Source organism: Halomonas sp. SCS19 (assembly GCF_040147015.1).
Taxonomy (GTDB): Bacteria; Pseudomonadota; Gammaproteobacteria; order Pseudomonadales; family Halomonadaceae; genus Halomonas; species Halomonas litopenaei.
This window is the reverse complement of sequence record NZ_JAMSHN010000001.1, coordinates 3,938,613-3,962,931: the sequence shown is the minus strand read 5'-3', so window position 1 is coordinate 3,962,931 and position 24,319 is coordinate 3,938,613. Positions and strand designations below refer to the sequence as shown.

Here is a 24,319-nt window from a genome sequence, read left to right as displayed (position 1 = left end):
GCGTCGGCTGCACTTCGTCGACACCTAGCGAGCATCGACGACAAAGGTCTGCGCGAATCCCGCCTGGCGCAAGCGTTCGCGGACCGGCTCCGCCTGCCCGCGGCTCGCCAGCGGCCCGACCTGCACCTTGTGCAGACCGGCGGCGCTGGCCACACGCACCTGCTGATTCAACCGCGTCTCCAGATCCGCCTTGAGGTCTCGGGCGCTGTCCGCCGATCCCAGGGCTGCCACTTGAATATAGATGCCGGGAGTCCCGGCCGCGGGCGCCTGCGGGGCGCTCTGGCCTGCTGCCGGCGACGCGGCGGACGGCGCGCTGGGCGCCGCATTGGGTGCAGCACGGGCTGTAGTACTGGCTGTGGTACTGGCCGTAGTTCTGGTCCCAGTACTGGCCGCAGCGCTGGCTGGCGCGGCGCGCACACCCCCGCTGACCGAGTCGCTCGACGCACCCGCGCCGCGACTGGCCTGCCACTGATCGGGATCGATCACGCTGACCCGCACCCGGCCCGTGCCATGGTCGAGAATATCGAGCCGCGCGGCCGCTGCGTAGGACAGATCGATCTCGCGGTCGTCGTGGAAGGGGCCGCGATCGTTGACTCGCACGATCACCGACCGCCCGTTGTCCAGGTTGGTCACCCGGGCGAAGGTCGGCAACGGCAGCGACTTGTGCGCCGCCGTCATCTTGTACATGTCATAGATCTCGCCGTTGGAGGTCGCGTAGCCGTGGAACTTCTGACCGTACCAGGAAGCGGTACCCTCGCGCTGATAACCGCTCGGGTCATCCAGCACATGGTAGGTCTTGCCCCACACCTCATAGGTCGAGCGGTTGCCGGCGCGTGAGCGTGGCTCGTCGCGCGGCACCGCGTCCGGCACCTGACTGACGTCCGGCGGCGTCTCGGGATAGGCGTCGCCGCTCATGGCATAGCGCCCACCAGCCGTCGCCCGCGAATCCTGAGGCGTCGCGGCCGCCTGCTGAGTGGTCTCCGGGGCGGTCCCGCCACCGCCGGCACAACCGGTCAGGGCCACCAGCAGCGACAGGGTCGGCAACAAGGGCGCGCGCAGGGTCATGAACTCACCTCCGTGTCCAGGGCATGCCACCACTGGGGCTTTCCCAGCGAGCGCACCTCGGCGATGGCCTCCGACAGTTCCGTGACCGCCATGGCGTAGAGGTGGCTATGGTTATAGCGGGTGATCACGTAGAAGTTGCCCCCACCCAGGCGGTAGTGGGTGCTGCCGTCTTCCATGTCCAAAGCCAGGGGCACCACCTTGGCATCCCCCGGCAGCGGCTCCACCGGCTGGATGCCCTGGGCTTCCAGTTCGGCAACGCGGACGTAGGGCGGATCGGTGCGGTTGAAGCGAATCGAGGACGGCACCGAGCTGGGGCCTTCGGCCTCCCAGTACAGGGTGCCACCCGCCTGCCAGCGGTGCTCGGCGAAATAGTTGGCCACGCTGCCGATGGCATCCACCGGATCGGTCCACAGGTTGCGCTGGCCGTCGTCGTTGAAGTCGACCGCGTAGGCCTGGTAGCTGGTGGGAATGAACTGGGGATAGCCCATGGCACCGGCGTAGGAGCCCTTCAAGGCTCCGGGATCGACGTTCTGCTGGTAGGCAATGTCGAGAAAGGCCTCGAGCTCCCCCTCGAAGAACTCACCGCGCCGGGGATGATGAAAGGCCAGCGTGGACAGCGAATCGAGCACCCGATGATCACCGGTGATACGCCCGTAGCGGGTCTCGACGCCGATAATCGCGGCGATCACCTCTGGCGGCACACCATAACGCGCTTCAGCGCGATCGAAGGCGTCACGATGGGCCTCGATAAAGGCCGCGCCCTCGTTGATGCGCTCTTCACCGAGGAAGATGCCACGATAGCGCTCCCAGGTCAGGTGATGCTCGGCGGCACCGCTCATGGCCTCGAGCACCGACGGCTGGAACTCTGCCCTGGCCATGGCGCGCTCCAGCCACTGGCGCGAGACGCCCTGGCGCTCGAGCCGATCCATCATCGCGTCGACCTCCGGCGAGGCGAAATCCTGCGCCTGGGCCGCCAGCGACAGCGAGGCCAGAAGCCCACACAACGCCGCGCCGAGGCCTTTCCTTCCCTGGACCAGGGGTACTGTCATCGATCTTCTCCCTTGGGGAACCCGCAGGCGCCGCCGCCCCTGCAAAGCCGGCAAGCGCTTCGCTCGCCGGCCCCACCGTGGCCACTGTCGCCGCCTCTCTCCGGGCTCCCGTTAGCCTGGTCGCCAGCCCCTAGCGTGGCAGCAACCGGCGATGTGCATTGACCGCCATGAGAATACCGAAACCGGCCATCAAGGTCACGCTGGACGTCCCCCCGTAGCTCACCAGAGGCAGCGGTACGCCGACCACCGGCAGGATGCCGCTGACCATGCCGATATTGACGAAGACGTAGATAAAGAAGGTCAGCATGATGCCGCCTCCCAGCAATCTCCCGAAGGTATCCTGGGCGGCACCCGCCAGCCACAATCCACGCGCGACGATCAGCAGGTACAGCAGCAGGAAGGCCAGCATGCCGACCAGCCCGAATTCCTCGCCCAGCACGGCCACGATAAAGTCGGTGTGCCGCTCCGGCAGGAACTCGAGCTGCGACTGGGTGCCCTCGAGCCAGCCCTTGCCCCAGACGCCCCCGCTGCCGATGGCGGTGGTCGACTGAATAATGTTCCAGCCGGCGCCCAGCGGGTCGCTTTCGGGATCGAGAAAGGTCAGCACGCGCTGGCGCTGATAGTTGTGCATGTTCATCCACAACAGCGGCAGCGCTGCCCCCGCCAGCGCCACCATGACACCGATAAAGCGCCAGGACAGCCCCGCCAGCAGGATCACGAAGACCGCCGCTGCCGCCACCAGCAGCGAGGTGCCAAGGTCCGGCTGGCGCGCGATCAGGCCCACCGGCAGAGCGATCAGCAGCGCGCAACCGGCCAGCGCGCGCCAATTGGGTGGCAGCTCGTGGCGACTGAGCCAGGCCGCCACCATCATCGGCATGGCGATCTTCATCATCTCGGAAGGCTGAAAGCGCACCACGCCGGGAATCACCAGCCAGCGCTGAGCGCCCATGCCGACGTCACCGAGGATCTCCACCGCCACCAGCATCACCAGGCCGGCCAGGTAGGCCGGCAACGCCCAGCGCATCAGCGTCGCCGGCGAAAACTGTGCCAGCACCAGCATGACCGCCCAGGCCACGCCGAAGCGAATCGCCTGGGCGGTGACCACGTGAACGTTCTCGCCACTGGCGCTGTAGAGCACCGCCAGGCCACTGCACATCAGCACCAGCAGCATGCCGAGCAACCAGGGATCGACGTGCATCCTTTGCCAGAACGAGGTGCGTCGGGCGATACCGCTGGCCGGGGGACGCACCGGGTGGCCGCGCAACGAGCGCACAAAATCGATGGCCATCAGTCTTCCTCCTCGGCGGCGGTCTCGTCGGTGCGCGGACGACCGGCGTTGTGGTCGAGAATCCAGGCATCGGCCATGGCCCGAGCCAGTCCCGCGGCGTGGGTCGACCCGCCACCGGCGTTCTCGACGATGACCGAAATGGCGATTTGAGGGTCCTCCACCGGCGCAAAGGCCATGAACAGCGCATGGTCGCGCAGACGCTCCCGCAGTTCAGCGGCGTTGTACTTCTGGTTCTGCCCCAGCGAGAACACCTGGGCGGTACCCGACTTGCCGGCCATGCGATACTGAAGGCCTGCCCCGGTGCGCCGTGCCGTGCCCTCGCGCCCGGACAACACCTTTTCCATGCCGTTGAAGACCCGGGTCCAGTAGTTCTCGGGGGCCTCGATATCCGGCGGCGTGTCGGGCAGATCCACCGGCACCGGCTGGTCGCCGATGCGCTTGGCCAGCCGCGGGCGCACCCAGTGGCCGCGATTGGCGAGCACGGCGGTCGCGGCCGCCAACTGCAGCGGAGTGATCTGCAGATACCCCTGGCCGATACCCACCGACAGCGTCTCGCCGGGATACCAGGGCTGATTGAAGCGTGCCTTCTTCCAGTCTCTGGATGGCAGCAGACCATCCCCCTGCCCGGCCACGTCGGCAGCGACCCGGCTGCCGAAGCCGAAGGCCCCCAGGTTCTCGTCGATACGATCGATGCCGAGCTCGTGGGCCAATGAATAGAAATAGGTGTTGTTGGACACCGCCAGGGCGCGTTCGAGATTCACCCGCCCATGACCCCAGCGCAGCCAGTTGCGGTAGCGCCGGTCGTCATTGGGCAGCTGATAGTAGCCCGGGTCGTAGATGACCTCGTCCGGGGTAACGGCCCCTTCGATCAACCCGGCCATGGCCATGAACGGCTTGATCGTCGACCCCGCCGGATAGCTGCCCCGGGTCGCCCGATCGAACAGCGGCAGATCGATATCGCTCTGCAGCCCGCGGTAGGACTTGACGTCGATGCCGGTGACAAACTGGTTGGTGTCGAATCCAGGCACCGAGGCCATCGCCAGAATTTCGCCGGTCTGGGGCGCAATGGCGACGATGGCGCCACGCCGACCATCGAGCAGATCCACAGCGAGCTGCTGCATGTCCATGTCCAGGGTCAGGGTCAGGTCCTGACCCGGCTCGGGGTCGGTGTGCCCCAGCTCACGCAGCACCCGCCCACGGGCGTTGGTCTCGACCTTTCTCAGTCCCGCACGACCGTGCAACTGATCCTCGTAGAAGCGCTCCACCCCGGTCTTGCCGATAAAGTGGGTACCGGCGTAGTTGCCCGGATCCAGGCTCTCGAGCTCTTCGGCGTTGATCCTGCCCACGTAGCCAAGCGCATGGGACATGATCTCGGCGTCGGGATAGAAGCGCAGCAGCTGGGCCTGCACCTCCACTCCCGGCAAGCGGTGGCGATTGACCGCGAGCCTGGCGATCTGCGACTCGGTCAGATCACTCATCAACAGCGCCGGCTGGTAGGGACGCTGACGCTGGCGTGAACGCACCTTGAAGGCGTCCACCTCTTCGTCCGGCAGATCCAGCAGCTCGACCAGCAGCTCCAGGGTGGCATCGAGATCATCGACCCGCTCACGCACCAGGGTCAGGTTGTAGGTGGGACGATTTTCGGCCAGCAATTGGCCGTTGCGGTCGTAGATCAGCCCGCGGGTCGGGGGCAGCGGCTCCACCCTCACCCGATTCTTCTCGGATCGGGTGCTGTAGACCTCGTGCTGGACGATCTGCAGATAGCACAACCGTCCCACCAGCAGGCCGGACAGCAGTACCACGACCACCCCGGCAAGCGTCGCACGCACACGAAAGATGCGCAGCGCGTTCTCGGGGTTCTTGAGGGTTTCGCGACGCTTACGCATGCGAGAGGCAATCCTTGTCTGACGCAGGAGCCATCATCGGTGGTAGGGGTGTCCCACCATCAGGGTCCAGGCACGGTAGAGCTGCTCGGCCAGCACCAGCCGCACCAGTGGATGGGGAAGGGTCAAGGGTGACAGCGACCAGCGCTGGTGGGCGCGGGCCGACAGCGTCGAGGCCAGGCCATCCGGGCCGCCCACCAGCAGCACCACATCACGCCCGGCATGACGCCACTGATCGGCCTCATCGGCCAGCCGCTCGGTGGTCCAGGGCTTGCCGAGCACCTCCAGCGCCACCAGATGCTCATCACCCTTGAGGCGTGCCTCGATGCGCTCGGCTTCCTGGGCCACGGCACGCGCGGTATCCGCGTTCTTGCCGCGATGGCCCGGGGCGATCTCTTCGACCTCCAGGCGAAAATCCCGCGGCAGACGCTTACGGTACTCTTCGACACCGTCGGTCACCCAGCCTGGCATGCGTGTTCCCACCGCCAACAGGCGGACCTTCATGCCTTGGCCTCTTCCTCTGATGCCGGTGCATCGCTGGGAAGGTCCGACCACAGTCGCTCCAGGTCGTACAGCGCACGGGTGTCCGGCATCATCACGTGGACCACCACGCCGCCGAGATCGACCAGCACCCAGTCCGACCCGTTTTCACCCTCGACGCCCAACGGCTGAACGCCATTGTCCTTGGCGTTGGTAATGACGCTGTTGGCCAGCGCCGACACATGTCGTGTCGAGGTCCCGCTCGCCACCACCATCCAATCGGTCACACTGGTCAGCCGAGACACGTCGAGCACCTCGACGTCCTTGGCCTTGATATCGTCAAGCGACTCGATCACGAGCGCCTTCAATGCTTCAATCTGCATAGCCCCTCATCACTGGGTAGTCATCGACCTCCCATTGTACCTGTTGGGAAGCCGAGTGGCAGCGCCAATCCAGCGCCTGATCGAATTTCTCGGAACGCCTTGCCCTGGCTGCCGCGCTCAGACCGCGCGGTACAGGCGTTGCGCCTGGATGCGCTCTTCCACTGCCGGCGGCAGCAGGTAGCGCACGCTCTTTCCCTGCATCAGGCTATGCCTGACGAAGGTGGCCGAGATCGCCATCCGCGACGGCAGCGACAGGCGCAGCAGTCGGCCCTGGGGCTTGGCCATCAGGGCATCGCCATGCTCGACCTCACGCCCCTCGATCAGCGCCTGAAGCGCTTCGGGCAAGGGCGCTTCGTGATCGGGGCGTTCGACCACCACCAGATGGGCAAGCGCGAAGATCCTTTCCGGGTTGTGCCAGTTCGCCAGCTTGAGAAAGGCGTCGTGACCAAGGGCCATGACGATGCGCGCCTCGTGGCCGTAGCGCTCACGCAGGGACTCGAGCGTCTGCACGCTGAACGACGGGCCCTCCCGTTCCAGCTCGCAGGGGTCCGCCGCCAGCCCCGGGGTATTGCCGATCCCCAGGCGCAACAGCTCGAGCCGTTTTTCGGCGGTGACCTGGGGCTGATCGCGCAACGGAGGCTGAGCCGCGGGGATCATGTGCACGCCATCGAGCGACAGCGCAGCGCGAAGCTCAAGCGCGGTGCGCAGGTGGCCTAGATGGACGGGATCGAAGGTGCCGCCAAGCATGCCGATGTGCGCAGGACGGCCCTCGACGTCAAAGCGAACGGCGCCACTCACTGTCGAATCTGGCCATCGCCGAAGACCACATACTTGCGCGTGGTCAGCCCTTCGAGCCCCACCGGCCCCCGGGCATGCAGTCGGTCGGTGGAGATGCCGATCTCCGCACCGAGCCCGTATTCGAAGCCATCGGCAAACCGGGTCGAGGCGTTGACCATGACCGAACTCGAGTCGACCTCTGCCAGAAAGCGGCGTGCCAGGCTGTAGTTCTCGGTGACGATGGACTCGGTGTGACGCGAGCTGTAGCGCTCGATATGCGCCATGGCCTCGTCGATGTCATCGACTACCCTGACCGACAGCACCGGCGCAAGGTACTCGGTGGCCCAGTCCTCGTCACTCGCCGTGAGCCAGTGATCGACGATCGCCCGGGCGCGGGCACACCCCCTCACCTCGACGCCCTTTTCCGCGTAGTCAGCGGCCAGGGTCGGCAGCAGGGCCTGCGCTACCTGTGCATTCACCAACAGCGTTTCCATGGCGTTGCACACGCCGTAGCGATGGGTCTTGGCGTTGACCGCGATGGCACGGGCCTTGTCCAGGTCGGCGGCGGCGTCCACATAGACGTGACAGATGCCGTCCAGATGCTTGATCACCGGCACCCTGGCCTCACGCGAAATACGCTCGATCAACGATTTGCCACCACGGGGAATGATCACATCGACAAATTCGTCCATGCTGATCAAGCGACCCACGGCGGCACGGTCGGTGGTCGCCACCAGTTGCACGGCGCCCTGGGGCAGTCCGGCTTCGGCCAGCCCAGAGGCAATGCAGCGGGCCAGCGCCTGGTTGGACGCGCTGGCCTCGGAGCCCCCGCGTAGAATGCAGGCATTGCCCGATTTCAGGCACAGGCTGGCGGCTTCCATGGTGACGTTGGGGCGAGATTCGTAGATGATACCGATGACACCCAGGGGCACGCGCATCATGCCGACCTGGATGCCGCTGGGCCGAGTGCTCAGGCCATCGATCTCACCGACGGGGTCGGGCAAGGCAGCGACCTGGGTCAGGCCCTCGATCATGGCGTCGATGCGGCCGTCATCCAGGGCTAGGCGATCAAGCAGAGCCTCGTCGAGCCCCTTGTCGCGACCGCGCGCCAGATCCTGCCGATTGGCCGACAGGATCTCTTGACGAGACGCGTCCAGCGCCTGAGCCATCGCCTTGAGCGCCTGGTTCTTGCGCGCGGGTGGCAGGCGACGCATATCGGTGGCAGCAACACGGGCCGCCTGGCCCATGGCGGTCATGTAGGCGTCGATATCGGCGACGCACTCGGCGGTGGCATTGGCGGATGAGTCGGACACGGTGAAACGAGTCTCCTGGTAGAACGAGGTCTCCGGGCAAAGAAAGAAAGCTTGCACCGGGATGACAACGCGGACGTGATGCGGATCGTGAACCACAGAAAGGATCATATTAAGACAGCATGCGGAACAAGTACAAAGTCGGCCTGTTCAAGCTGAACCTGTTCGCCGCGGCCGCACTGCTGGCCCTTTGCGCGGCGACCTCGGCGCGGGCGCTGGACACCACGCTGCTTGGTCTGGCCGCGCTATGGCTCGGGATCACCGGCATCGTCATCGAGTTCAGCCACCGCCGCCATGCCTACCGCGCCTGGCTGGTGGTGGCCAGCGTGCTGCTTGCCGCCCTGGTGATACTCTCGCCCGACGCCAACGGTGCCTGGCTGTGGGCCTGGCCTTTCCTGTTGATTCTGCCCCAACCCCAGTGGATGCTGATACTCAACGCCAGCCTTGCCGGGATAAGCTGGTGGAGCCTGATCACCCAGATGAGCCTTCACCATTGGGGCCTGGCTGGCGCGCTCTTGCTGTGCCTGTGCTTTCTTGCGATCGGACGTGCGCTGCCGGGCGGACATTCGCAACGCCTGATGCGCAGGAGAGCCCGTCTGGCGCCCGGACTGCCGCTGTGGTCGGCCAGCCAGCTGGAACGCGACCTGGCTCGGGAAAACAGCCGCGCCACCCGTGACGGCGTCCACGCCGAACTGGTGGTGATCCAGATCCATGGACGTTCTCTTTGGCGGGTCGCCCAGGACATCTGCACACGCATCAAGCGGTTCGAGAACGCCTATCGTCTCAACGGACGTACCGTCGCCGTGATGCTGACCAGTCGAGACGCCGTGCAGGCCAGGCAACGACGCCAGGAACTGCTGGAAGACATCGCCGTGCCGATCACGGTACGCACCGTATCGATTGCCAATCTGGACAACCTGCCCATGGTGCTGGCAGCCCTGGACAAGCAGTGCCCTGTCACCCAGGTGGTGGAGGACGACGCATGATCGAGCCACCCCAGTGGGTCCGTTCCTGGCGTGTCTGTGCCGATGTCATGGGGACCTTGCTGTTGGCGTCACTGGCCCTGTGGCACTATCTGCTGGGGCAATACGAGAGCATCCTGCTGCCGGCGTCCCTGAGTTGCCTGATGGCCGTGATCGCGGTCTTCGATACCAGAAGAGCCTCGCGCGTCTCGAACTATCTGCTGCTGCTGTGCGGCTGCCTCGCCCTTTATGACCAGACGGTGCTGCAGGCATCGTTCGACGCCTTCTGGATCAGCGTACCGATCACCCTGATCCTGCTGGTACTGCCCTTCGGCCCTGCTCTGGTGCTGGCGCTGGCCGTCATGCCAATCTGGCTCATGGTGGTCGGCCAGTCTTCGCCAAGCCTCGATCAAATCAAGTTTCTGCTGACCTTCCTTGCGGTGACCTCCCTGGCCGGCTGGGAATATCTGCGCCAGCGCGACCTGAACCGGGCCACCGACCCCAGCGACGTCGACTGCGATGCGATCAATCGCGCCACCCTGCACGAGCGCCTGAACGGGGAGTTCGAGCGCGCCCAGCATCTGGACCAGCGGCTGGCAGTGGTGATCCTGCACCTGCCACAACTGGAAATCGCCAGTGAGCAGTACGGCTCTCGCACTCAGCTAACGCAACTCGACCAACTGTGCCAGGCGGTACGCCTTCACTGCCGTGACCACGATATTCTGGGACGGGAATCCCATGACACCTTCTGGCTGGTACTGCCCAACACCACCGAAAGTGGTGCCATGCTGGTGATCAAGCGACTGGAACAGGCGCTGTCCGAGGTTCGCCTGTCGGACATCGGCCCCTTGACCCTACGCTCACGGCTCTGCGCCCTGAACGCCAAGGAACCCTGGCAGCATTTCGAGCAGCGACTGGCTCGCCGCAGCGAGGCACTGGCCGTCACTCCCCTCCCTCCCGGTCGCTCCTGACCACCCTGACTGTGGCAGAATGCCGAAACATCACGACGGCCCAACGCAAAGGAGAACAGGGTGGGAAATGCCGGGGACTGGTTGATTCAGTGGGCGCCTTCGCCCGGACTGTTGCTGCTGCTGATCTTTACCATCGCGCTGGTGGAGTCGCTTGCCCTGATCGGCGTGGTGGTGCCTGGCGTCGTTCTGATCACCGCCGCCGCCTCCCTGGCCGGCCACTACGACATCGCGGTTGGCTGGGTCATCGCCTGTGCCTTTGCCGGTGCCGTGGTGGGAGACGGCGCCAGCTACGCCATCGGCTATCGCTACCGTGAACAGGTCACCGCCATGTGGCCGCTGTCACACCACCCGGAGTGGCTGGCCCGGGGTGCACGATTCTTCCAGCGTCATGGTCCTCTTTCGGTGCTGCTGGGGCGATTCGTCGGACCGGTCCGCCCCATCGTGCCGCTGGTGGCGGGCATTCTGCGCATGCCGCCGACGACCTTCACCTGGGCCAATCTTGGCTCCGCCCTGCTGTGGGCACCGGCCTACATCCTGCCCGGTTATCTGCTGGGTCGAACCTGGCAACAGTGGCTGGCATTGCCGGACGACCTGCACCCCTGGCTGACAGCGCTCGGCGTCACCGTGGCGGTGCTGGCGCTGCTGTTCTCGCTGGTCCGCCACCACGCCTCGCCTCAGGGCCTGCTGTACCGTAGCTTCGCCTGGGTCAGCCATCACCTGCCCGGCGGGAGGCGCCTGTGGCAGGCCCTGGCCCCCCACCACGAGGAAGAGCCTCCCCTGGCCAGTTGGCTGTTGCTCCTGGGTGCACTGACCGCGCTGAGCGCCTGGACGCTGGTCGTGCTCCAGGCAGACGGACCGCTGATGATGGATACGCGGCTTCACGCCTTGATTGGCGGGCTCGAGCTACCCGGACTACTGGCGCTGTCCGAGACACTGGCCGAGGCGGGAGATACCCTCGGCGTGGCGGCATTGGCACTGCCCTGGCTGGTGTGGCTGGCCAGCCGCCGTCACTGGGCGGCACTGGGCCACGTGAGCGCTGGACTGATGGCCATCGCCACGCTCAACACCCTGGGCAAGGAGGTGATCGGCCGCCTTCGTCCGGATGCCCCTGACTATCTCGCCCACTCTCTGTCCTATCCCAGCGCCCACACCTCGACGGCGGTGGTCCTGTACGGCATGGCGGCCGCCTTTATCGCCCAGACGCTGCCACGCCGCCAACGCTTCTGGCCCTACTGGGTGGCGATCGCCATCGTCGTGCCCATGGCATTGTCACGCATCGTGCTGGGCGTGCACTGGCTGAGCGATCTCGTCGGGGGAGCCCTGCTTGGCCTGGTGGTCTGCGCCATGGTTCAACTGGCCTGGCTCAGGCGGGACCGGACGGCCCTGACGCCGTGTCCATTACCGGCGCTGCTGCTTGCCTCGCTGGCCCTGGTCAGCGCACGCATCCTGTGGCTGCCGCCGGTATAGGACAGTGACACGCCCCCGAACCGACACCTCTGGCAAGGCGGGCCCGGGGCCTTGTCCAGACATCGATGAGTGCCGGCACTTTTCAGACAAGCCCTAGCCCAGCGCCAGCCACAGGCCCACACCAATCATCAAGGTCCCGGCGATGCGGTTGAGCAACCGTACACTGCCCCCACGTGCGAGCAGGTGACGCAGACTCTTGCCGCCGCTGGCGTACAGCAGAAGGCAGGTGAACTCGAGACTCAGGATCACCAGAATCAACCCCGCCAGCTGGGTCAGCACCGGCCGCGCCGGATCGATAAAGGGCGGCAGCAATGCCACGAAAAAGGCCCAGCCCTTGGGGTTGGCGACCGCAGTGACAAAGCCTTGCATGGCCAGCTCCCGTCGCTTCGGCGGCGCGGTATCCTCAAGATCGTCAGGGATCGCCATGCGCCCCCGGGAGCGCCACATCAGCCACCCCAGATAGACCAGGTAGGCCCCGCCCAGCCACTTGAACAAGGCAAACAGCGCCGGCAGCTTGAGCATCAGTGCCGCCACCCCCGCACCGGCGGAGAAGGCCACCAGCCCCACGCCAACCAGCTCCCCCAGCATCATCCACAGCGCCCGCTTCACCCCCTGGGTCATGCCCAGCACCATGGCCAGGGTCATGCACATGCCTGGCGTCAGCGAGACCAGAAAGAAGGTCGGAACGAACACAGAGAGAACGGACAGACTGGGCATGGATTTCCTTATCCCGAGCAGCGCTGGAGAGGTGTCTGACGGCGCGAGGTGATGATGGTATTAGGTGATGATGGTGCCAGGTGATGATGGTGCCAGGTGATGATGGTGTCTTGTGATAACGATGCCAGCTACGCACTCAGTCGCCGACGGTGGACCCGGAGGACCCCTCGCCCCACCTTGGCATAAGCTGATGATCGATACCCAGCTGATTGAGGATGCGCGCCACGATGAAGTCGATCAGATCATCGATGCTCTGCGGCTGGTGATAGAAGCCGGGTGCTGCGGGCAACACCACTGCCCCCATACGGGTCAGACTGAGCATGTGCTCCAGATGAATCGCCGAGAACGGCGTCTCCCGGGGTACCAGCACCAGGCGGCGGCGCTCCTTGAGCGCCACATCGGCGGCGCGCTCGATCAGATTGTTGCTGGCGCCACAGGCCACCGCCGACAGCGTTCCCGTCGAGCACGGGCAGATCACCATGGCACTGCTGGCGCCGGAGCCCGACGCCACCGGTGCCATCCAGTCCTCACGGCCAAAGCAGCGGATCTGGCCCTCGGCCGCCGAGAACCGCTCGCTGAGCGCCTCGGCCAGCAGCGCCGGGCGTGGCGGCAACGACACCTCGGTCTCGGTGGCGATGACCAGATGCGCGGCCTTGGAGATCATCACCCACACCTCGTGCCCCGCCGACACCAGCGCCTCGATCAGCCTCAGTCCGTACTGGGCGCCGGAGGCGCCGGTCAGGGCCACGGTCACAGGGGGCTTGAAGCCTTCAGCCATGGGCGGCCTCCAGCGCCTTGAGCAGGCGCTCGTGGATGCCGCCGAAGCCGCCGTTGGACATCACCACGATACGATCATAGGGACGCGCCTGTGCCACCAGATCGTCGACCAGCGCATCGATGTCGCCACGACGGTGCGCCGGTATCGGCGAGGCCTCGACCAGTGCCTCCACCGACCAGTCTAGCCCCTCGGGCTGGTACCACCAGACCTGATCGGCCTGGGCCACGCTGTCCGCCAGGCGATCGCGCAGGGTGCCCAGACGCATGGTGTTGGACCGCGGCTCGATCACCGCCAGCAGGCGACCGCGCTGGGTCGAAGCGCGCAGCCCGGACAGCGTCGCCGCGATGGCGGTGGGATGATGGGCAAAGTCGTCGATCACCTGGACGCCGCCGACCTCGCCGCGCACCTCCTGGCGACGCTTGGGCGTCTCGAAACGCGACAGCGCAGCGGCGCCGCGCGCCAGATCCACGCCGAACACGCTGGCGGCGGCCAGGGCGGCCAGGGCATTGCGGGCGTTGTAGTCACCGGTCAACCCCCAGTCGACCACGGCGTCCTCGTCGACCCCGTCCGGCCGCCGCTGGATCACCCTGAAACGACTGGCATCGTCACGCTCTAGCTCGATGCGCCAGGCCGAGTCCTGCTGCTGCCCCATGCGCGACACTGGTGTCCATGCGCCCTGGGCCAGCACCCGGTCCAGCGCCGGCGCGTCGTCCGCCACCAGCAACTGGCCACGCCCGGGCACCGTACGTACCAGGTGATGAAACTGGCGTTCGATGGCAGCCAGGTCGGGAAAGATGTCCGCGTGGTCATACTCGAGGTTGTTGAGGATGGCGACCAGCGGGCGGTAGTGCACGAACTTGGAGCGCTTGTCGAAGAAGGCGGTGTCGTACTCGTCGGCCTCCACCACAAAGGGCGCCTGCTCGCCGCCCAGTCGCGCCGATACGCCAAAGTTCCTCGGCACCCCGCCGATCAGAAAGCCAGGGGCCAGCCCAGCGCTTTCGAGCAGCCAGGCGGTCAGGCTGGCCGTGGTGGTCTTGCCGTGGGTGCCCGCCACCGCGATCACCGGGCGCCCCGGCAGCACGTGCTCGGCCAGCCACTGGGCACCGGACACGTAGGGCAGGCCACGATCGAGCACCGCCTCGACTTCAGGGTTGCCCCGCGACAGGGCGTTGCCGATCACCACCAGGTCCGGTGTCGTCGTCAGATTGTCGGCGGCGTAACCGCGCATCAGGGCGATGCCGGCCGTTTCCAGCTGGGTGCTCATGGGGGGATAGACGCTGGCATCCGAGCCGCTGACCTGGTGGCCAAGCTCCCGCGCCAACAGCGCCAGGCTGCCCATGAAGGTGCCGCAGATACCGACGATATGAAGATGCATGGCGCCTCCGGTGCGCTGCTGCTGCCCCGTCCCCGAGTCGACGCGCACGGCGCCCCCGGCAGACAACGGCACTCAAGGTTGGCGGCAGCCTAGCATGCCCCGACAAAGGCCTCCAGAGGCGGCGTCACGCCCTCGTCGCTGTTGCCGATCGCCCACTGTTTTACTTCGACGTCGGCGCTCGGCTGCGCCGGGGCATGCCGGTCGGATGCAGGCACCAGGCCGATGGGCTAGAATCGCCGACCATGTTCCGGCGCTGTCCCGGCGATGGTTGCCACGCGATGGCTTGCCACACGATGGCTTTAGTCCGCGAAGGCTTTAGTCCGCGAAGCCCTTCCCGACGAAGGCCTGGCCGACCGCGACGCGCCCACCGATCCTTTCCCTTCGCCACGCCGCGTGGGGACGTTGTTCGTTTCACCGTATTCACGATCCAGAACCAGGAGCCCCACGCCCCATGGCCCAGCACAACGCCTTCTACGCCCAGTCCGGCGGCGTCACCGCCGTGATCAACGCCAGCGCCTGCGGCGTCATCGAGACCTGCCGCCAGAACAGTGATCGCATCGGCAAGGTCTACGCCGGCCACAACGGTATCATCGGCGCCCTGACCGAGGACCTGATCGACGTAAGCCAGGAGTCCGATGACACCATCGCCGCCCTGCGCCACACGCCCGGCGGTGCCTTCGGTTCCTGTCGCTACAAGCTCAAGGACATCGAGAGCCATCGCACCCAGTACGAGCGCCTGATCGAGGTGTTCAAGGCTCACGATATCCGCTACTTCTTCTACAACGGCGGCGGCGACAGCGCCGACACCTGCCTCAAGGTCTCGCAGCTGTCCGAGAAGATGGGCTACCCGCTGACCGCCATCCACGTGCCCAAGACCGTGGACAACGACCTGCCGATCACCGACAACAGCCCCGGTTTCGGCAGCGTGGCCAAGTACATCGCCACCTCGACCCTCGAGGCCTCCATGGACATCGCCTCCATGTGCGCCACCTCCACCAAGGTGTTCGTGCTCGAGGTCATGGGTCGCCACGCCGGCTGGATCGCCGGTGCCGGTGGCCTGGCCGGCCAGGGCGAGGGTGAGCCACCCCACCTGGTGATCTTCCCCGAGATTCCCTTCGACCGTCGCCAGGTGATGGAGCGTGTGGAATACGCGGTCAAGCACTACGGCTACTGCGTGATCGTGGTTTCCGAGGGCGCACGCTACGAGGACGGCACCTTCCTCGCCGACTCGGGTAACACCGACGCCTTCGGACACCGCCAGCTCGGCGGCGTGGCCCCGACCCTGGCCGGCATGGTCAAGCAGGACCTGGGCTACAAGTACCACTGGGCGGTTGCCGACTACCTGCAGCGCGCCGCGCGCCACCTTGGCGCCAAGACCGACGTCGAGCAGGCCTACGCGGTGGGCGTCAAGGCGGTGGAACTGGCGCTCGAGGGGCACAACGCCCAGATGCCGGCGATCAAGCGCGTCAGCGACAACCCCTACCGCTGGGAGATCGAGGCGGCACCGCTGGCCGATGTGGCCAACCGTGAGAAGTTCATGCCGCGCGAGTACATCCGCGAGGATGGCTTCGGCATCAGCGACGCCGGCCGTGCCTACCTGGCACCGCTGATCCAGGGCGAGGACTTCCCTCCCTTCGAGAACGGCCTGCCGAAGATGGCGCGCCTCAAGCTCGCGCGGGTGGAAAAGCGTCTGCCGGCATTCAGCCTGTAACTCAGTCTGTAACATAGACGCGCCACAGCTCGCTGCGGCCCGGCGCTGCATCACGCACGCACCGCGACCGAGACGCAGCCGACGCGACGCCGGCATGAAAAAAGCCCCGAGGCCTGGCCTCGGGGCTTTTCGTTTGACGACGCAAGGCGTGCCAGGAAGACCAACGGGCCCCGCCACGGATCACCAAAGCCCCAGGATTTCTCCGATAAGTCGACGAGCGCAGGCACTTTTCAGACAAGCCCTAGGCGCTGTCCGAAAAGTCGACGAGCGAAGGTTAGACAAGGCAAAAATCGGTGAGAAAGCGCAGTTTACGGGGTGTAAATGAGCATTTTGACCGGGCTGGCGCACCAGCCGATTTTTAACGCCGTATTACCGAGTGCAGGCACTTTTCAGACAAGCCCTAGCGTAGCCACCAGGACAGGATCAACAACACCAGCAACAGTCCGGCGATGGCCTGCCACAGGTTGGCGGGTTCCTTCCAGGCACGGATCGAACGACTGGGGGCTTCAGACACCTGCTGACGGCCAGGCCGCACGCTATAGAGAAATTCCGACAGGCGCCGAAAACGCAGCGATCGCTGCGGGTCCAGGGCGCGTTTCAAGGCCTCGTCTAGCTCCGCGCTGACGTCTGGCCGGTAATGACGCACGCTACGATAGCTCAACTGCTCGAGATCGGTATGACTGCGCAGCTGATGGGTCGGCACCGCGTAGGGCAGACGTCCGCTGATCAACCAGTACACCGTGGACGCCAGGGCGTACTGGTCACTGCGCCGGCCGACCTCGTCATCGAGGGCATATTCAGGCGCACTGTGTTCATTGAGCCCCACCTGGGCCACCAGCCGGCGGGATCGCCGGTGACCATCGACATCGCGCAGATGGCAGGCGCTGAAGTCGGTCAGTACCACACGTCCCTGATCATCGATCAAGACGTTGTCTGGATGAACCTGCTGGTGAATCAGGTCACGGTGGTGCAGCGCCTGCAGCGCCTTGCCCAGCTGCAGCGCGATGTCGAGTCGTTGACCGAGACTGGCACGCGGATAGCGCGCGACCCACTCGCTCAAGGTCATGCCATCGACGTACCGCATCAGGTAGTAGAGATGGCGGCGGGACCGGGAAGGCTCGACCACGCTGACCACGAAGGGCGAGTGAACCCTCTCCACCACCCACTGCTGAAGCAGGAAGTGCTCCAGGTAGGCGTTTCGATTGGACAGTTCAGGACTTGGCGCCTTGAGCACACAGACCCGCTCGGTATCCACATCGCGCACCCGGTAGACCCGTGAGTGGGCGGTGCGTGACATCACCGCTTCCACCACCAGTCCGTCGATCTGGTCACCCACGGCAAGCTCGGGGGGAATCGGCAGATCCCCGTACAGCCGACTGGGAGCGTCGCTGGCCGCATCAGGCAGTTCATCCACCCGGACCAGTTGAAAGCAGAAGGGGTCACTGCCGTAGCCCCGCTCACGAGCCCTGGAGCTTGCCGCCTCGGCCAGGCGCTCACAGGCCGCGTCCAGGTCACTGGCATCTTCGCGAATCAGCCGCACATAGTCGGAGGGCATCAGGGTCCCACGCACCCCTTGGGTGGTGAACAGAAAGATGTCCCCCTGCTTCAGCGGCCACTCCGAATAGTCGATGTCGATGCCGACATCCATGCCCAGCGCCCTGGCCGGGTAGCGATAGCCCCCCAGGTCGGTGACGTGGTCGCGGCTCAACTGCTCGAACTCGGCTCCCCGAAGCCGAAACACCAGGGTGTCACCTACATGAAAGAGGTGCGCGCCACGGTCCTTGAACACCACCGTCGACAACGACGACACATAGCTGCCGTCCTCCATCTGGCGGGTCATGCCATGACACCAGGCGTTGAGCGCACGCATCACTCGCTGGGCCGACGCCTTGATGGTCCAGTGCGCCGGAGTCGCGTAGTAGTCGTTGAGAAATCCGCGCACGCTGAGATCTCCCGCCTGCTTGGCCAGGGCATGGCCTGAGGCTGAATCGCTGATCAGCGCGCAGGCGCCCTTGGGCTCGCCCTCTTCCGGCAGGCGCACCGACATCGAACTGCGCTGCCGATGGCGTTCGGGCGCCACAAAGGCTTGCCCATAACTCAGAGCGAGACGTGCGGTGGCCAAGATCACCTCCTGTGACTCCAGCGTTGATGACGCGACAAGACGTGGGCCAGGGGGCCGACGCCTTCACCGGCGGTATGATACACACCGAATCCCTGATATGCCTGACAAGTCGCCTTTGGCTTTGTTTACTGTGCTTTGGTGGCACCTCACCCCGCCGTCTCGTCCCATGGTTGTCTTGCGCGCCTTGTTGCAGCGCGTCAAGATACGCCCACCATATTGGTAATCCCGTCACGGGGTTCGTATAATCCGACGGATTTTTTTCCGCCGCCCAGGCGGACATCCGCCCAACGAAGGACGCGAGCATGAACTTCGACAACATCCCCGCCGGCAAGGAACTCCCCAACGACCTCTTCGTCGCCATCGAGATTCCCGCCAATCACGCCCCGGTGAAGTACGAAATTGACAAGGACATGGGTGCCCTGCTCGTCGACCGCTTCATGGCGACGCCGATGTTCTACCCGGCCAACTACGGCTTCATTCCGCACACCCTGGCAGACGACGGCGACCCCCTGGATGCCCTGGTGGTCACCCCCTACCCCGTCGCACCCGGCAGTGTCATCCGCGCCCGTCCGGTGGGCATCCTCAACATGACCGACGAAGCCGGCGAAGACGCCAAGCTGGTGTGCGTCCCGCACCCCAAGCTGTCCAGCCTCTACGACGATGTTCAGGAGGTCACCGACCTGCCCGAGCTGCTGCGTCAGCAGATCGCCCACTTCTTCGAGAACTACAAGGATCTCGAGAAGGGCAAGTGGGTCAAGGTGGAATCCTGGGAAGGTGTCGAGGCCGCTCGCAAGGCCATCGAAAAGTCCGCCGCCGCCTACACCAAGGCCTGAGCCTCGGCGCAGGCGCGCCAGCGACGGTTGCTTCCCCAGGCCACGCCTGGTCCTGGGGAAGCGTCAAAAAAAGCCGCCCGGATTCGGGCGGCTTTTTGCTGTGCCTGTTGCTGTGCCTGTTGCTGTGCCTGTTGCTGTGCCTGTTGCTGTGCCTGTTGCTGTGCCTGTCTGGCGGGCTGGACGCTGCGCCCTTCCGCCTGCGCATCAACGGCTGCTGCTCCGGTCCTCGAGTGCCCGGGAGTTCAGCCTCGCGTTCTCAGCAGGGCAAAGCAGGCGGTGCACATCACCAGATAGGCGCTGAAGGTATGGGGGTCACGAAACATCGTCTGGGTCAGGCCGAACCCCGCATACATCACCACGATCAGCGCGCCGGACAGGGCGAGCACACGACACTGGCCATCGCCATGATCGAGGCGACGCACAAAACTCGCCAACGGAATCCCATAGAACAGCAGCAGCAGCGCCACCCCCGCAAGGCCACGTCGAGCGGCGGTGTCCAGCACGTCACTGTGAAGCTGGAACCCGATTCCGGCCATGCCCTCGGGCAGCCGGCCCGCCACGACCAGTGTCTCGAGCCAGGCGACCAGACCATCCTCTCCCCAGCCCCAGAGGGGGCGGGCAACGAACGCATCGCCAGCGATGCCCCACAGATGCCAGCGCAAGCCCGCGTTGGTGTCGACGGCCCCCTGGCGCCATAGCAGGACGATATCCTCGGCCAGTGCCAACAGCCGAGGCAGTGCCACCAGGGTCGCCACGCCGATCGCCAGGGTGGCGGTCATCCGGATGGCGAAGCGCCGGCGGGGTGTAAGCGTCGACCAGTAGAGGCGCGCCCGCCGGCCGTGACGCAGGACCAGCACCAGCATCACCAGCGGCAGGGTCAGCCAGCCGCCCCGGGTGCCGGACAGCAGCGAGCCAAGCAGCCCCATCACCGCTCCCAGCGCCGCCCACCAGAGGAACAGGCCGCGCCGCCCTTCACTGACGTTGTCGAGCCACCACACCAGGCTGAGCACCCCGAGCACCAGGCTGAGATTGCCGAAGGGAATGGCGTTGATCAGATCGCCAGCCCGACGCTCATCCTCGATCAGTCGGTCATACAGCGCCTTCAGCCCGGATAGCACCGCCCCCAGGGTAATCCCGCGCCACCACCAGTAAAGCGAGGGAGGCCTGGCACGCCATGCCAATAACAAAAGCAGCCCAAGCCAGGGCCACCAGGGCAGTGACGGCACGCTATAACGCGCCAGGGGCGGCCCGCTACGCCCCGCGTCCAACACCAGCTGACAGCCGAAAAGCGCCAGCATTGCCACCCATGCAAGGGACTCGGCGTCCCGGGGAAGGCTGCGCCGCACCAGCACCGCCATCGCCGCCAGTGACACCAGCAGCATTCCGGTGAACCGATACGCCCAGGGTAGCGTCAGCAGACTGGACAGGAAGACGAACAGTGCCAGCCCCTGGATGGCCGACGAGGACTGCGCCGGCCATCCTCGATAGTGCCTTGCCACACCCGGCGGCGTGCGCATGGCTCAGGCGACGATGCCATGATAGGAGCGATACCAGTCCACGAATCGAGCCGCGCCCTCCTCGACCCCGATGCGCGGCTGATAGCCGGTAGCGCGATACAGTGCAGTGGTGTCGGCCCAGGTCCGAGGAACATCGCCCGGTTGCATCGGCAGGAAGTTGTACTCGGCCTTGCGCCCCAGTGCCGCCTCGATGGCGTGGATAAAGTCCATCAGCCCCACCGGGCTACCGTGTCCGATGTTGTAAAGCGCGTAGGGTGCACTGCTGCGATCCGGTGAGTCGTCGACCACGCCGGCGTCGGGGTCCGCGCTGGGGACCACTTCCAGCAAGCGCACGATGCCCTCGACGATGTCGTCCACATAGGTAAAGTCCCGCGACATCTCCCCGTGGTTGTAGACGTCGATCGGACGACCTTCGAGGATCGCCTTGGTGAACAGGAACATCGCCATGTCCGGTCGCCCCCAGGGGCCATAGACGGTGAAGAACCTGAGTCCGGTGGTCGGCAATCCGTAGAGGTGGGAGTAGGTGTGCGCCATCAGTTCGTTGGCCTTCTTGGTCGCGGCGTAGAGGCTGACAGGATGGTCGACATTGTCGCGTGTGGCGAAGGGCACCACCTGATTCATGCCGTAGACAGAGCTGGACGAGGCATAGAGCAGGTGCTCTACCTGCTGGTGCCGGCATCCTTCGAGCACATTGAGATGCCCCACCAGGTTGGCATCCACGTAGGCGTGGGGATGGGTCAAGGAGTACCTTACCCCCGCCTGTGCCGCCAGGTGCACGACACGATCGAAGCGCTCGTCGGCAAACAGCCGGTCGACACCCTCGCGATCGGCCAGATCCAGCCGCACGAAACGTACGTTCTGCAGCTTTTCGAGACGTGCCAGCCGCGCTTTCTTCAAGGACACGTCGTAGTAGTCATTGAGGTTGTCCACACCGACTACCTCAAGCCCGTCACGGGCCAGACGTGCGGCCAGCGTCGAGCCGATGAACCCTGCCATCCCGGTAACAAGCACCTTCATCTGTTCCCTACTCCCATGGTGCTGGCAAGATCCGTCCACGGCACTCTCGCCACGTTTGACCGCCGTACTGTAGGCGCCCTGAACCGAACACCAACAGGGCTTCACTAGTCCGACGACTGATCAATATATAATGCTCTACGGCAAAGTCTCTAATAATATTTGCCGTATCAATCAACCGCGTTTCTCCTCCCACCAACAGACTACAACTGCACACTTTTTAACTTCCTGCACAGTAAATCTTACGAAACCCCTGCATACCCGCCATTATCAACACCTTTGCATTGACTTCAATGGAGGAGGAGCACATTTCCCTTGGACATCTAAGAATTTCGCCGCCATGACGTGACTCATTTCATACCCTCACATCATACGCACACCACTAATTTCACGCATAAAAATGACTTCTCTAAATCTCGTGAACCAATTATCAAAACCATCAACCAACAGGAGTTTTTTGACGCTGGTTAAATATTTCAATGCAGATATGATGCAGGAAAGGAATAGCACGTCGCAAAGCCAATCCAGACAACGAGGAAACAGCACAGTCGTCCAAACAAAATCCTAAAATATGGACGATTTTCCAAGCAGGGGATCCCTACCATGGGCAACATGATCGAAGCCGCCTTGCGACTCCCTCGTCGCAAGAAAAGGATATTTCAGCTCGTCGCCGATATCATGCTTATCGAGACCAGCCTCGTCGTATCCATGGCTATCAACGGGCTTTTTGGCGCTTTTGTGCGCGCCCCTTCCGCCTACGCCTTGAACGTACTTGTCACGGCGATATCCCTGGTCGTCTTTATCAAGCTAGGCCTCTATCGCGCCGTACTCAGATACGTCGGAAGCCGCGCTATCGTGACCCTGTTCATTGGCGTCGCCACCTCGACGCTGGTGTTTGACCTGCTTGGCCGCGCGATATTCTCCCCGCTTCCTGCAGGTGTCCTTTTCGACTATTTCCTGCTCAGCCTGCTGCTGACCGGCGGCACGCGTTTTGCCCTGAGAAGCCTCTACCAGCATCGTCTGATGAAGGACAAGCCCAGGGTGCTTATCTATGGTGCGGGCTCTGCAGGCTGCAAGCTGGTGGCCTCTCTTCGCCAGGGAAGTGACTACCTCCCGGTGGCCTTCGTCGATGACTGGCGCGGCATGGAGGGTACCCATGTCGAAGGTCTCGAGGTCCACTCTCCTCGTCATATTGCAGAGCTGGTCGAGCGCCTAAACATCGAAAAGATCCTGCTCGCCATTCCCAGTGCCAGACGCAGACGTCGCCAGGAGATAGTGGCGTCACTGGAACCCCTCAATATCACGATCCAGACCATTCCACGCCTGGATGATGTGGTGCAGGGCAGAGCGAAGATCGAAGATATTCGTGACGTCAGTGTCGAAGAACTGCTGGGCCGTGACCCGGTCCCCCCGCGACAGGATCTGATGGACGCCAATATCCGCGACCAGGTGGTCATGGTGACCGGTGCCGGCGGCTCGATCGGGTCGGAATTGTGCCGACAGATACTGGCTCAACGTCCACGCCAACTGCTGCTCTTCGATAGCTGCGAGTACTCGCTGTACCAGATCGAACAGGAGCTTCTGGGGTTCCTGGACAGCCTGAGCCTTGCTGTTGAGCTGAAGCCATTTCTCGGCACGATCCAGGATCAGAAGCGTCTTCGCATCATCCTGCAGGGCTTCAAGGTGGACACCATCTACCATGCCGCCGCCTACAAGCATGTGCCCATGGTCGAGCACAACATGGTCGAAAGCCTCAAGAACAATACCTTTGGCACCCTGGCCGCTGCGCGAGCGGCCATCGACAGTGGGGTATCGACCTTTGTGCTGATTTCCAGCGACAAGGCGGTGCGCCCCACCAACGTCATGGGCACCAGCAAGCGCCTCGCCGAGCTGGTCTGTCAGGCGCTGGCAGAGCAATCGTCGACTACCCGCTTCTGCATGGTGCGCTTCGGCAACGTGCTGGGTTCTTCCGGCTCGGTGATTCCCCTGTTCCGGCGCCAGATTCAACAAGGTGGCCCGGTCACCGTGACCCATCCCGAGATCACCCGCTACTTCATGACCATCCCGGAAGCGGCGCAACTGGTCATACAGGCAGGCGCCATGGGCCAGGGGGGAGACGTGTTCGTGCTGGACATGGGGCAACCGGTGAAGATTCTCGATCTCGCCAGGCAGATGATTCGGCTGTCGGGACTGGAGCCTCGCACGGCCGACAACCCCCATGGCGAGATCGACATCGTCTTCACCCAACTACGTCCCGGCGAAAAGCTCTACGAGGAGTTGCTGATCGGACAGAACGACCAGCCCTCGGAGCACCCTCGGATCATGACCGCCAACGAAGGCTACTGGTCCTGGTCGCAACTGGCCCCCTACCTGGAGCAACTGCGCTCGGCACTGGACAGCGCTGAACTCGAGCGCGTGAGGGAACTGCTGCGTCTGCCGCCCACCGGTTACAGCCCTACCGGGGGTATCGCCGATCTTGTCTGGCGCCAGCACATGGCCCAGCCGTCCTCACCGACACGACGACTCGCTGGCGCCGCAGACCCCAATCCTGCCCCCCTTGCGCTTGCGGCAAAGCCACTCTAGCGCCGATCCCTCAGGTTCTGCTGACACGAGGCCC

20 protein-coding genes are annotated in these 24,319 nt (G+C 64.6%); 6 read left to right on the top strand and 14 right to left on the bottom strand.

Annotated features, from left to right (window positions below):
- Nucleotides 1-24: 24 nt before the first annotated feature.
- The 8 genes from NFH97_RS17210 to NFH97_RS17175 form a co-directional block, all read right to left on the bottom strand.
- On the bottom strand, nt 25-1,065 hold the full coding sequence (locus NFH97_RS17210) for a septal ring lytic transglycosylase RlpA family protein (protein ID WP_502878718.1): 1,041 nt from the start codon (nt 1,063-1,065) through the stop codon (nt 25-27).
- On the bottom strand, nt 1,062-2,114 hold the full coding sequence (gene mltB / locus NFH97_RS17205) for a lytic murein transglycosylase B (RefSeq protein ID WP_349625226.1): 1,053 nt from the start codon (nt 2,112-2,114) through the stop codon (nt 1,062-1,064). The genes NFH97_RS17210 and mltB overlap by 4 nt, the downstream gene beginning before the upstream one ends.
- Before the next feature lie 130 nt (nt 2,115-2,244).
- The gene (gene rodA / locus NFH97_RS17200; protein ID WP_108132837.1) at nt 2,245-3,402 is read right to left on the bottom strand and encodes a rod shape-determining protein RodA; all 1,158 of its coding nucleotides are present in this window, start codon (nt 3,400-3,402) and stop codon (nt 2,245-2,247) included.
- Nucleotides 3,402-5,288: a penicillin-binding protein 2 gene (gene mrdA, locus NFH97_RS17195; RefSeq protein WP_045994182.1), complete on the bottom strand. Its 1,887-nt coding sequence runs from the start codon at nt 5,286-5,288 to the stop codon at nt 3,402-3,404. The genes rodA and mrdA overlap by 1 nt, the downstream gene beginning before the upstream one ends.
- 33 nt (nt 5,289-5,321) lie before the next feature.
- Complete coding sequence (gene rlmH / locus NFH97_RS17190) at nt 5,322-5,789, bottom strand: 23S rRNA (pseudouridine(1915)-N(3))-methyltransferase RlmH (protein ID WP_349625225.1); 468 nt, start codon at nt 5,787-5,789, stop codon at nt 5,322-5,324.
- The gene (gene rsfS, locus NFH97_RS17185) at nt 5,786-6,148 is read right to left on the bottom strand and encodes a ribosome silencing factor (RefSeq protein WP_108132840.1); all 363 of its coding nucleotides are present in this window, start codon (nt 6,146-6,148) and stop codon (nt 5,786-5,788) included. The genes rlmH and rsfS overlap by 4 nt, the downstream gene beginning before the upstream one ends.
- A gap of 117 nt (nt 6,149-6,265) precedes the next feature.
- Complete coding sequence (nadD, locus tag NFH97_RS17180) at nt 6,266-6,895, bottom strand: nicotinate-nucleotide adenylyltransferase (RefSeq protein ID WP_045994184.1); 630 nt, start codon at nt 6,893-6,895, stop codon at nt 6,266-6,268.
- A 47-nt stretch (nt 6,896-6,942) separates the two neighbouring features.
- Entirely contained in the window at nt 6,943-8,181 is a 1,239-nt protein-coding gene (locus NFH97_RS17175; protein ID WP_083970559.1) for a glutamate-5-semialdehyde dehydrogenase, read from the bottom strand.
- Nucleotides 8,182-8,357: 176 nt separating this feature from the next.
- Between NFH97_RS17175 and NFH97_RS17170 the strand changes: the two genes are divergently transcribed.
- Genes NFH97_RS17170 through NFH97_RS17160 form a run of 3 tightly spaced genes read left to right on the top strand, consistent with a single transcriptional unit; the run spans nt 8,358 to nt 11,635 of the window.
- Nucleotides 8,358-9,221 (top strand): hypothetical protein, encoded by an 864-nt coding sequence (locus NFH97_RS17170; RefSeq protein ID WP_045994178.1) that lies wholly within the window; start codon nt 8,358-8,360, stop codon nt 9,219-9,221.
- Entirely contained in the window at nt 9,218-10,168 is a 951-nt protein-coding gene (locus NFH97_RS17165; protein WP_349625224.1) for a diguanylate cyclase domain-containing protein, read from the top strand. The genes NFH97_RS17170 and NFH97_RS17165 overlap by 4 nt, the downstream gene beginning before the upstream one ends.
- A 60-nt stretch (nt 10,169-10,228) precedes the next feature.
- Nucleotides 10,229-11,635, top strand: a complete 1,407-nt coding sequence (locus NFH97_RS17160; protein ID WP_108132842.1) for a bifunctional DedA family/phosphatase PAP2 family protein — start codon at nt 10,229-10,231, stop codon at nt 11,633-11,635.
- Nucleotides 11,636-11,728: 93 nt separating this feature from the next.
- On the opposite strand, the gene NFH97_RS17155 is transcribed toward NFH97_RS17160, so the two are convergent.
- The 3 genes from NFH97_RS17155 to mpl form a co-directional block, all read right to left on the bottom strand.
- Nucleotides 11,729-12,352: a LysE family translocator gene (locus NFH97_RS17155; protein ID WP_349625223.1), complete on the bottom strand. Its 624-nt coding sequence runs from the start codon at nt 12,350-12,352 to the stop codon at nt 11,729-11,731.
- 136 nt (nt 12,353-12,488) lie between these two features.
- Nucleotides 12,489-13,130 carry a flavin prenyltransferase UbiX gene (locus tag NFH97_RS17150; protein ID WP_222516574.1) on the bottom strand — a complete coding sequence of 214 codons (642 nt, stop codon included), beginning with the start codon at nt 13,128-13,130 and terminating at the stop codon, nt 12,489-12,491.
- Entirely contained in the window at nt 13,123-14,505 is a 1,383-nt protein-coding gene (gene mpl / locus NFH97_RS17145) for a UDP-N-acetylmuramate:L-alanyl-gamma-D-glutamyl-meso-diaminopimelate ligase (protein ID WP_349625222.1), read from the bottom strand. Before mpl ends, NFH97_RS17150 begins: the two co-directional genes overlap by 8 nt.
- 451 nt (nt 14,506-14,956) lie before the next feature.
- Between mpl and NFH97_RS17140 the strand changes: the two genes are divergently transcribed.
- On the top strand, nt 14,957-16,216 hold the full coding sequence (locus NFH97_RS17140) for a 6-phosphofructokinase (protein WP_349625221.1): 1,260 nt from the start codon (nt 14,957-14,959) through the stop codon (nt 16,214-16,216).
- A gap of 400 nt (nt 16,217-16,616) precedes the next feature.
- Here NFH97_RS17140 and NFH97_RS17135 read toward each other — a convergent pair whose 3' ends face one another.
- On the bottom strand, nt 16,617-18,338 hold the full coding sequence (locus tag NFH97_RS17135) for a bifunctional protein-serine/threonine kinase/phosphatase (protein WP_124803706.1): 1,722 nt from the start codon (nt 18,336-18,338) through the stop codon (nt 16,617-16,619).
- 302 nt (nt 18,339-18,640) lie between these two features.
- On the opposite strand from NFH97_RS17135, the gene ppa reads away from it, so the two are divergent.
- Nucleotides 18,641-19,171, top strand: coding sequence for an inorganic diphosphatase (ppa, locus tag NFH97_RS17130; RefSeq protein ID WP_045993354.1), 531 nt, complete (start codon nt 18,641-18,643; stop codon nt 19,169-19,171).
- A 242-nt stretch (nt 19,172-19,413) separates the two neighbouring features.
- On the opposite strand, the gene NFH97_RS17125 is transcribed toward ppa, so the two are convergent.
- Together NFH97_RS17125 and NFH97_RS17120 are read right to left on the bottom strand one after the other, a co-directional pair.
- Nucleotides 19,414-20,688, bottom strand: coding sequence for an O-antigen ligase family protein (locus NFH97_RS17125; RefSeq protein ID WP_349625220.1), 1,275 nt, complete (start codon nt 20,686-20,688; stop codon nt 19,414-19,416).
- 3 nt (nt 20,689-20,691) lie between these two features.
- Nucleotides 20,692-21,705: an NAD-dependent epimerase gene (locus NFH97_RS17120; protein WP_108132848.1), complete on the bottom strand. Its 1,014-nt coding sequence runs from the start codon at nt 21,703-21,705 to the stop codon at nt 20,692-20,694.
- Between the two features lie 852 nt (nt 21,706-22,557).
- Between NFH97_RS17120 and NFH97_RS17115 the strand changes: the two genes are divergently transcribed.
- The gene (locus NFH97_RS17115) at nt 22,558-24,285 is read left to right on the top strand and encodes a polysaccharide biosynthesis protein (RefSeq protein WP_502878699.1); all 1,728 of its coding nucleotides are present in this window, start codon (nt 22,558-22,560) and stop codon (nt 24,283-24,285) included.
- Nucleotides 24,286-24,319: the final 34 nt, after the last annotated feature.

What these genes read in the sequence shown, in the direction of transcription:
- NFH97_RS17150 (WP_222516574.1), bottom strand. Translation starts at nt 13,130, where the DNA reads ATGGCTGAAGGCTTCAAGCCCCCTGTGACCGTGGCCCTGACCGGCGCC.
- NFH97_RS17125 (WP_349625220.1), bottom strand. Translation starts at nt 20,688, where the DNA reads ATGCGCACGCCGCCGGGTGTGGCAAGGCACTATCGAGGATGGCCGGCG.
- mpl (WP_349625222.1), bottom strand. Translation starts at nt 14,505, where the DNA reads ATGCATCTTCATATCGTCGGTATCTGCGGCACCTTCATGGGCAGCCTG.
- NFH97_RS17210 (WP_502878718.1), bottom strand. Translation starts at nt 1,065, where the DNA reads ATGACCCTGCGCGCGCCCTTGTTGCCGACCCTGTCGCTGCTGGTGGCC.
- mltB (WP_349625226.1), bottom strand. Translation starts at nt 2,114, where the DNA reads ATGACAGTACCCCTGGTCCAGGGAAGGAAAGGCCTCGGCGCGGCGTTG.
- NFH97_RS17165 (WP_349625224.1), top strand. Translation starts at nt 9,218, where the DNA reads ATGATCGAGCCACCCCAGTGGGTCCGTTCCTGGCGTGTCTGTGCCGAT.
- ppa (WP_045993354.1), top strand. Translation starts at nt 18,641, where the DNA reads ATGAACTTCGACAACATCCCCGCCGGCAAGGAACTCCCCAACGACCTC.
- NFH97_RS17175 (WP_083970559.1), bottom strand. Translation starts at nt 8,181, where the DNA reads ATGACCGCCATGGGCCAGGCGGCCCGTGTTGCTGCCACCGATATGCGT.
- rsfS (WP_108132840.1), bottom strand. Translation starts at nt 6,148, where the DNA reads ATGCAGATTGAAGCATTGAAGGCGCTCGTGATCGAGTCGCTTGACGAT.
- nadD (WP_045994184.1), bottom strand. Translation starts at nt 6,895, where the DNA reads ATGCTTGGCGGCACCTTCGATCCCGTCCATCTAGGCCACCTGCGCACC.
- NFH97_RS17170 (WP_045994178.1), top strand. Translation starts at nt 8,358, where the DNA reads ATGCGGAACAAGTACAAAGTCGGCCTGTTCAAGCTGAACCTGTTCGCC.
- rlmH (WP_349625225.1), bottom strand. Translation starts at nt 5,789, where the DNA reads ATGAAGGTCCGCCTGTTGGCGGTGGGAACACGCATGCCAGGCTGGGTG.
- mrdA (WP_045994182.1), bottom strand. Translation starts at nt 5,288, where the DNA reads ATGCGTAAGCGTCGCGAAACCCTCAAGAACCCCGAGAACGCGCTGCGC.
- rodA (WP_108132837.1), bottom strand. Translation starts at nt 3,402, where the DNA reads ATGGCCATCGATTTTGTGCGCTCGTTGCGCGGCCACCCGGTGCGTCCC.
- NFH97_RS17120 (WP_108132848.1), bottom strand. Translation starts at nt 21,705, where the DNA reads ATGAAGGTGCTTGTTACCGGGATGGCAGGGTTCATCGGCTCGACGCTG.
- NFH97_RS17155 (WP_349625223.1), bottom strand. Translation starts at nt 12,352, where the DNA reads ATGCCCAGTCTGTCCGTTCTCTCTGTGTTCGTTCCGACCTTCTTTCTG.
- NFH97_RS17140 (WP_349625221.1), top strand. Translation starts at nt 14,957, where the DNA reads ATGGCCCAGCACAACGCCTTCTACGCCCAGTCCGGCGGCGTCACCGCC.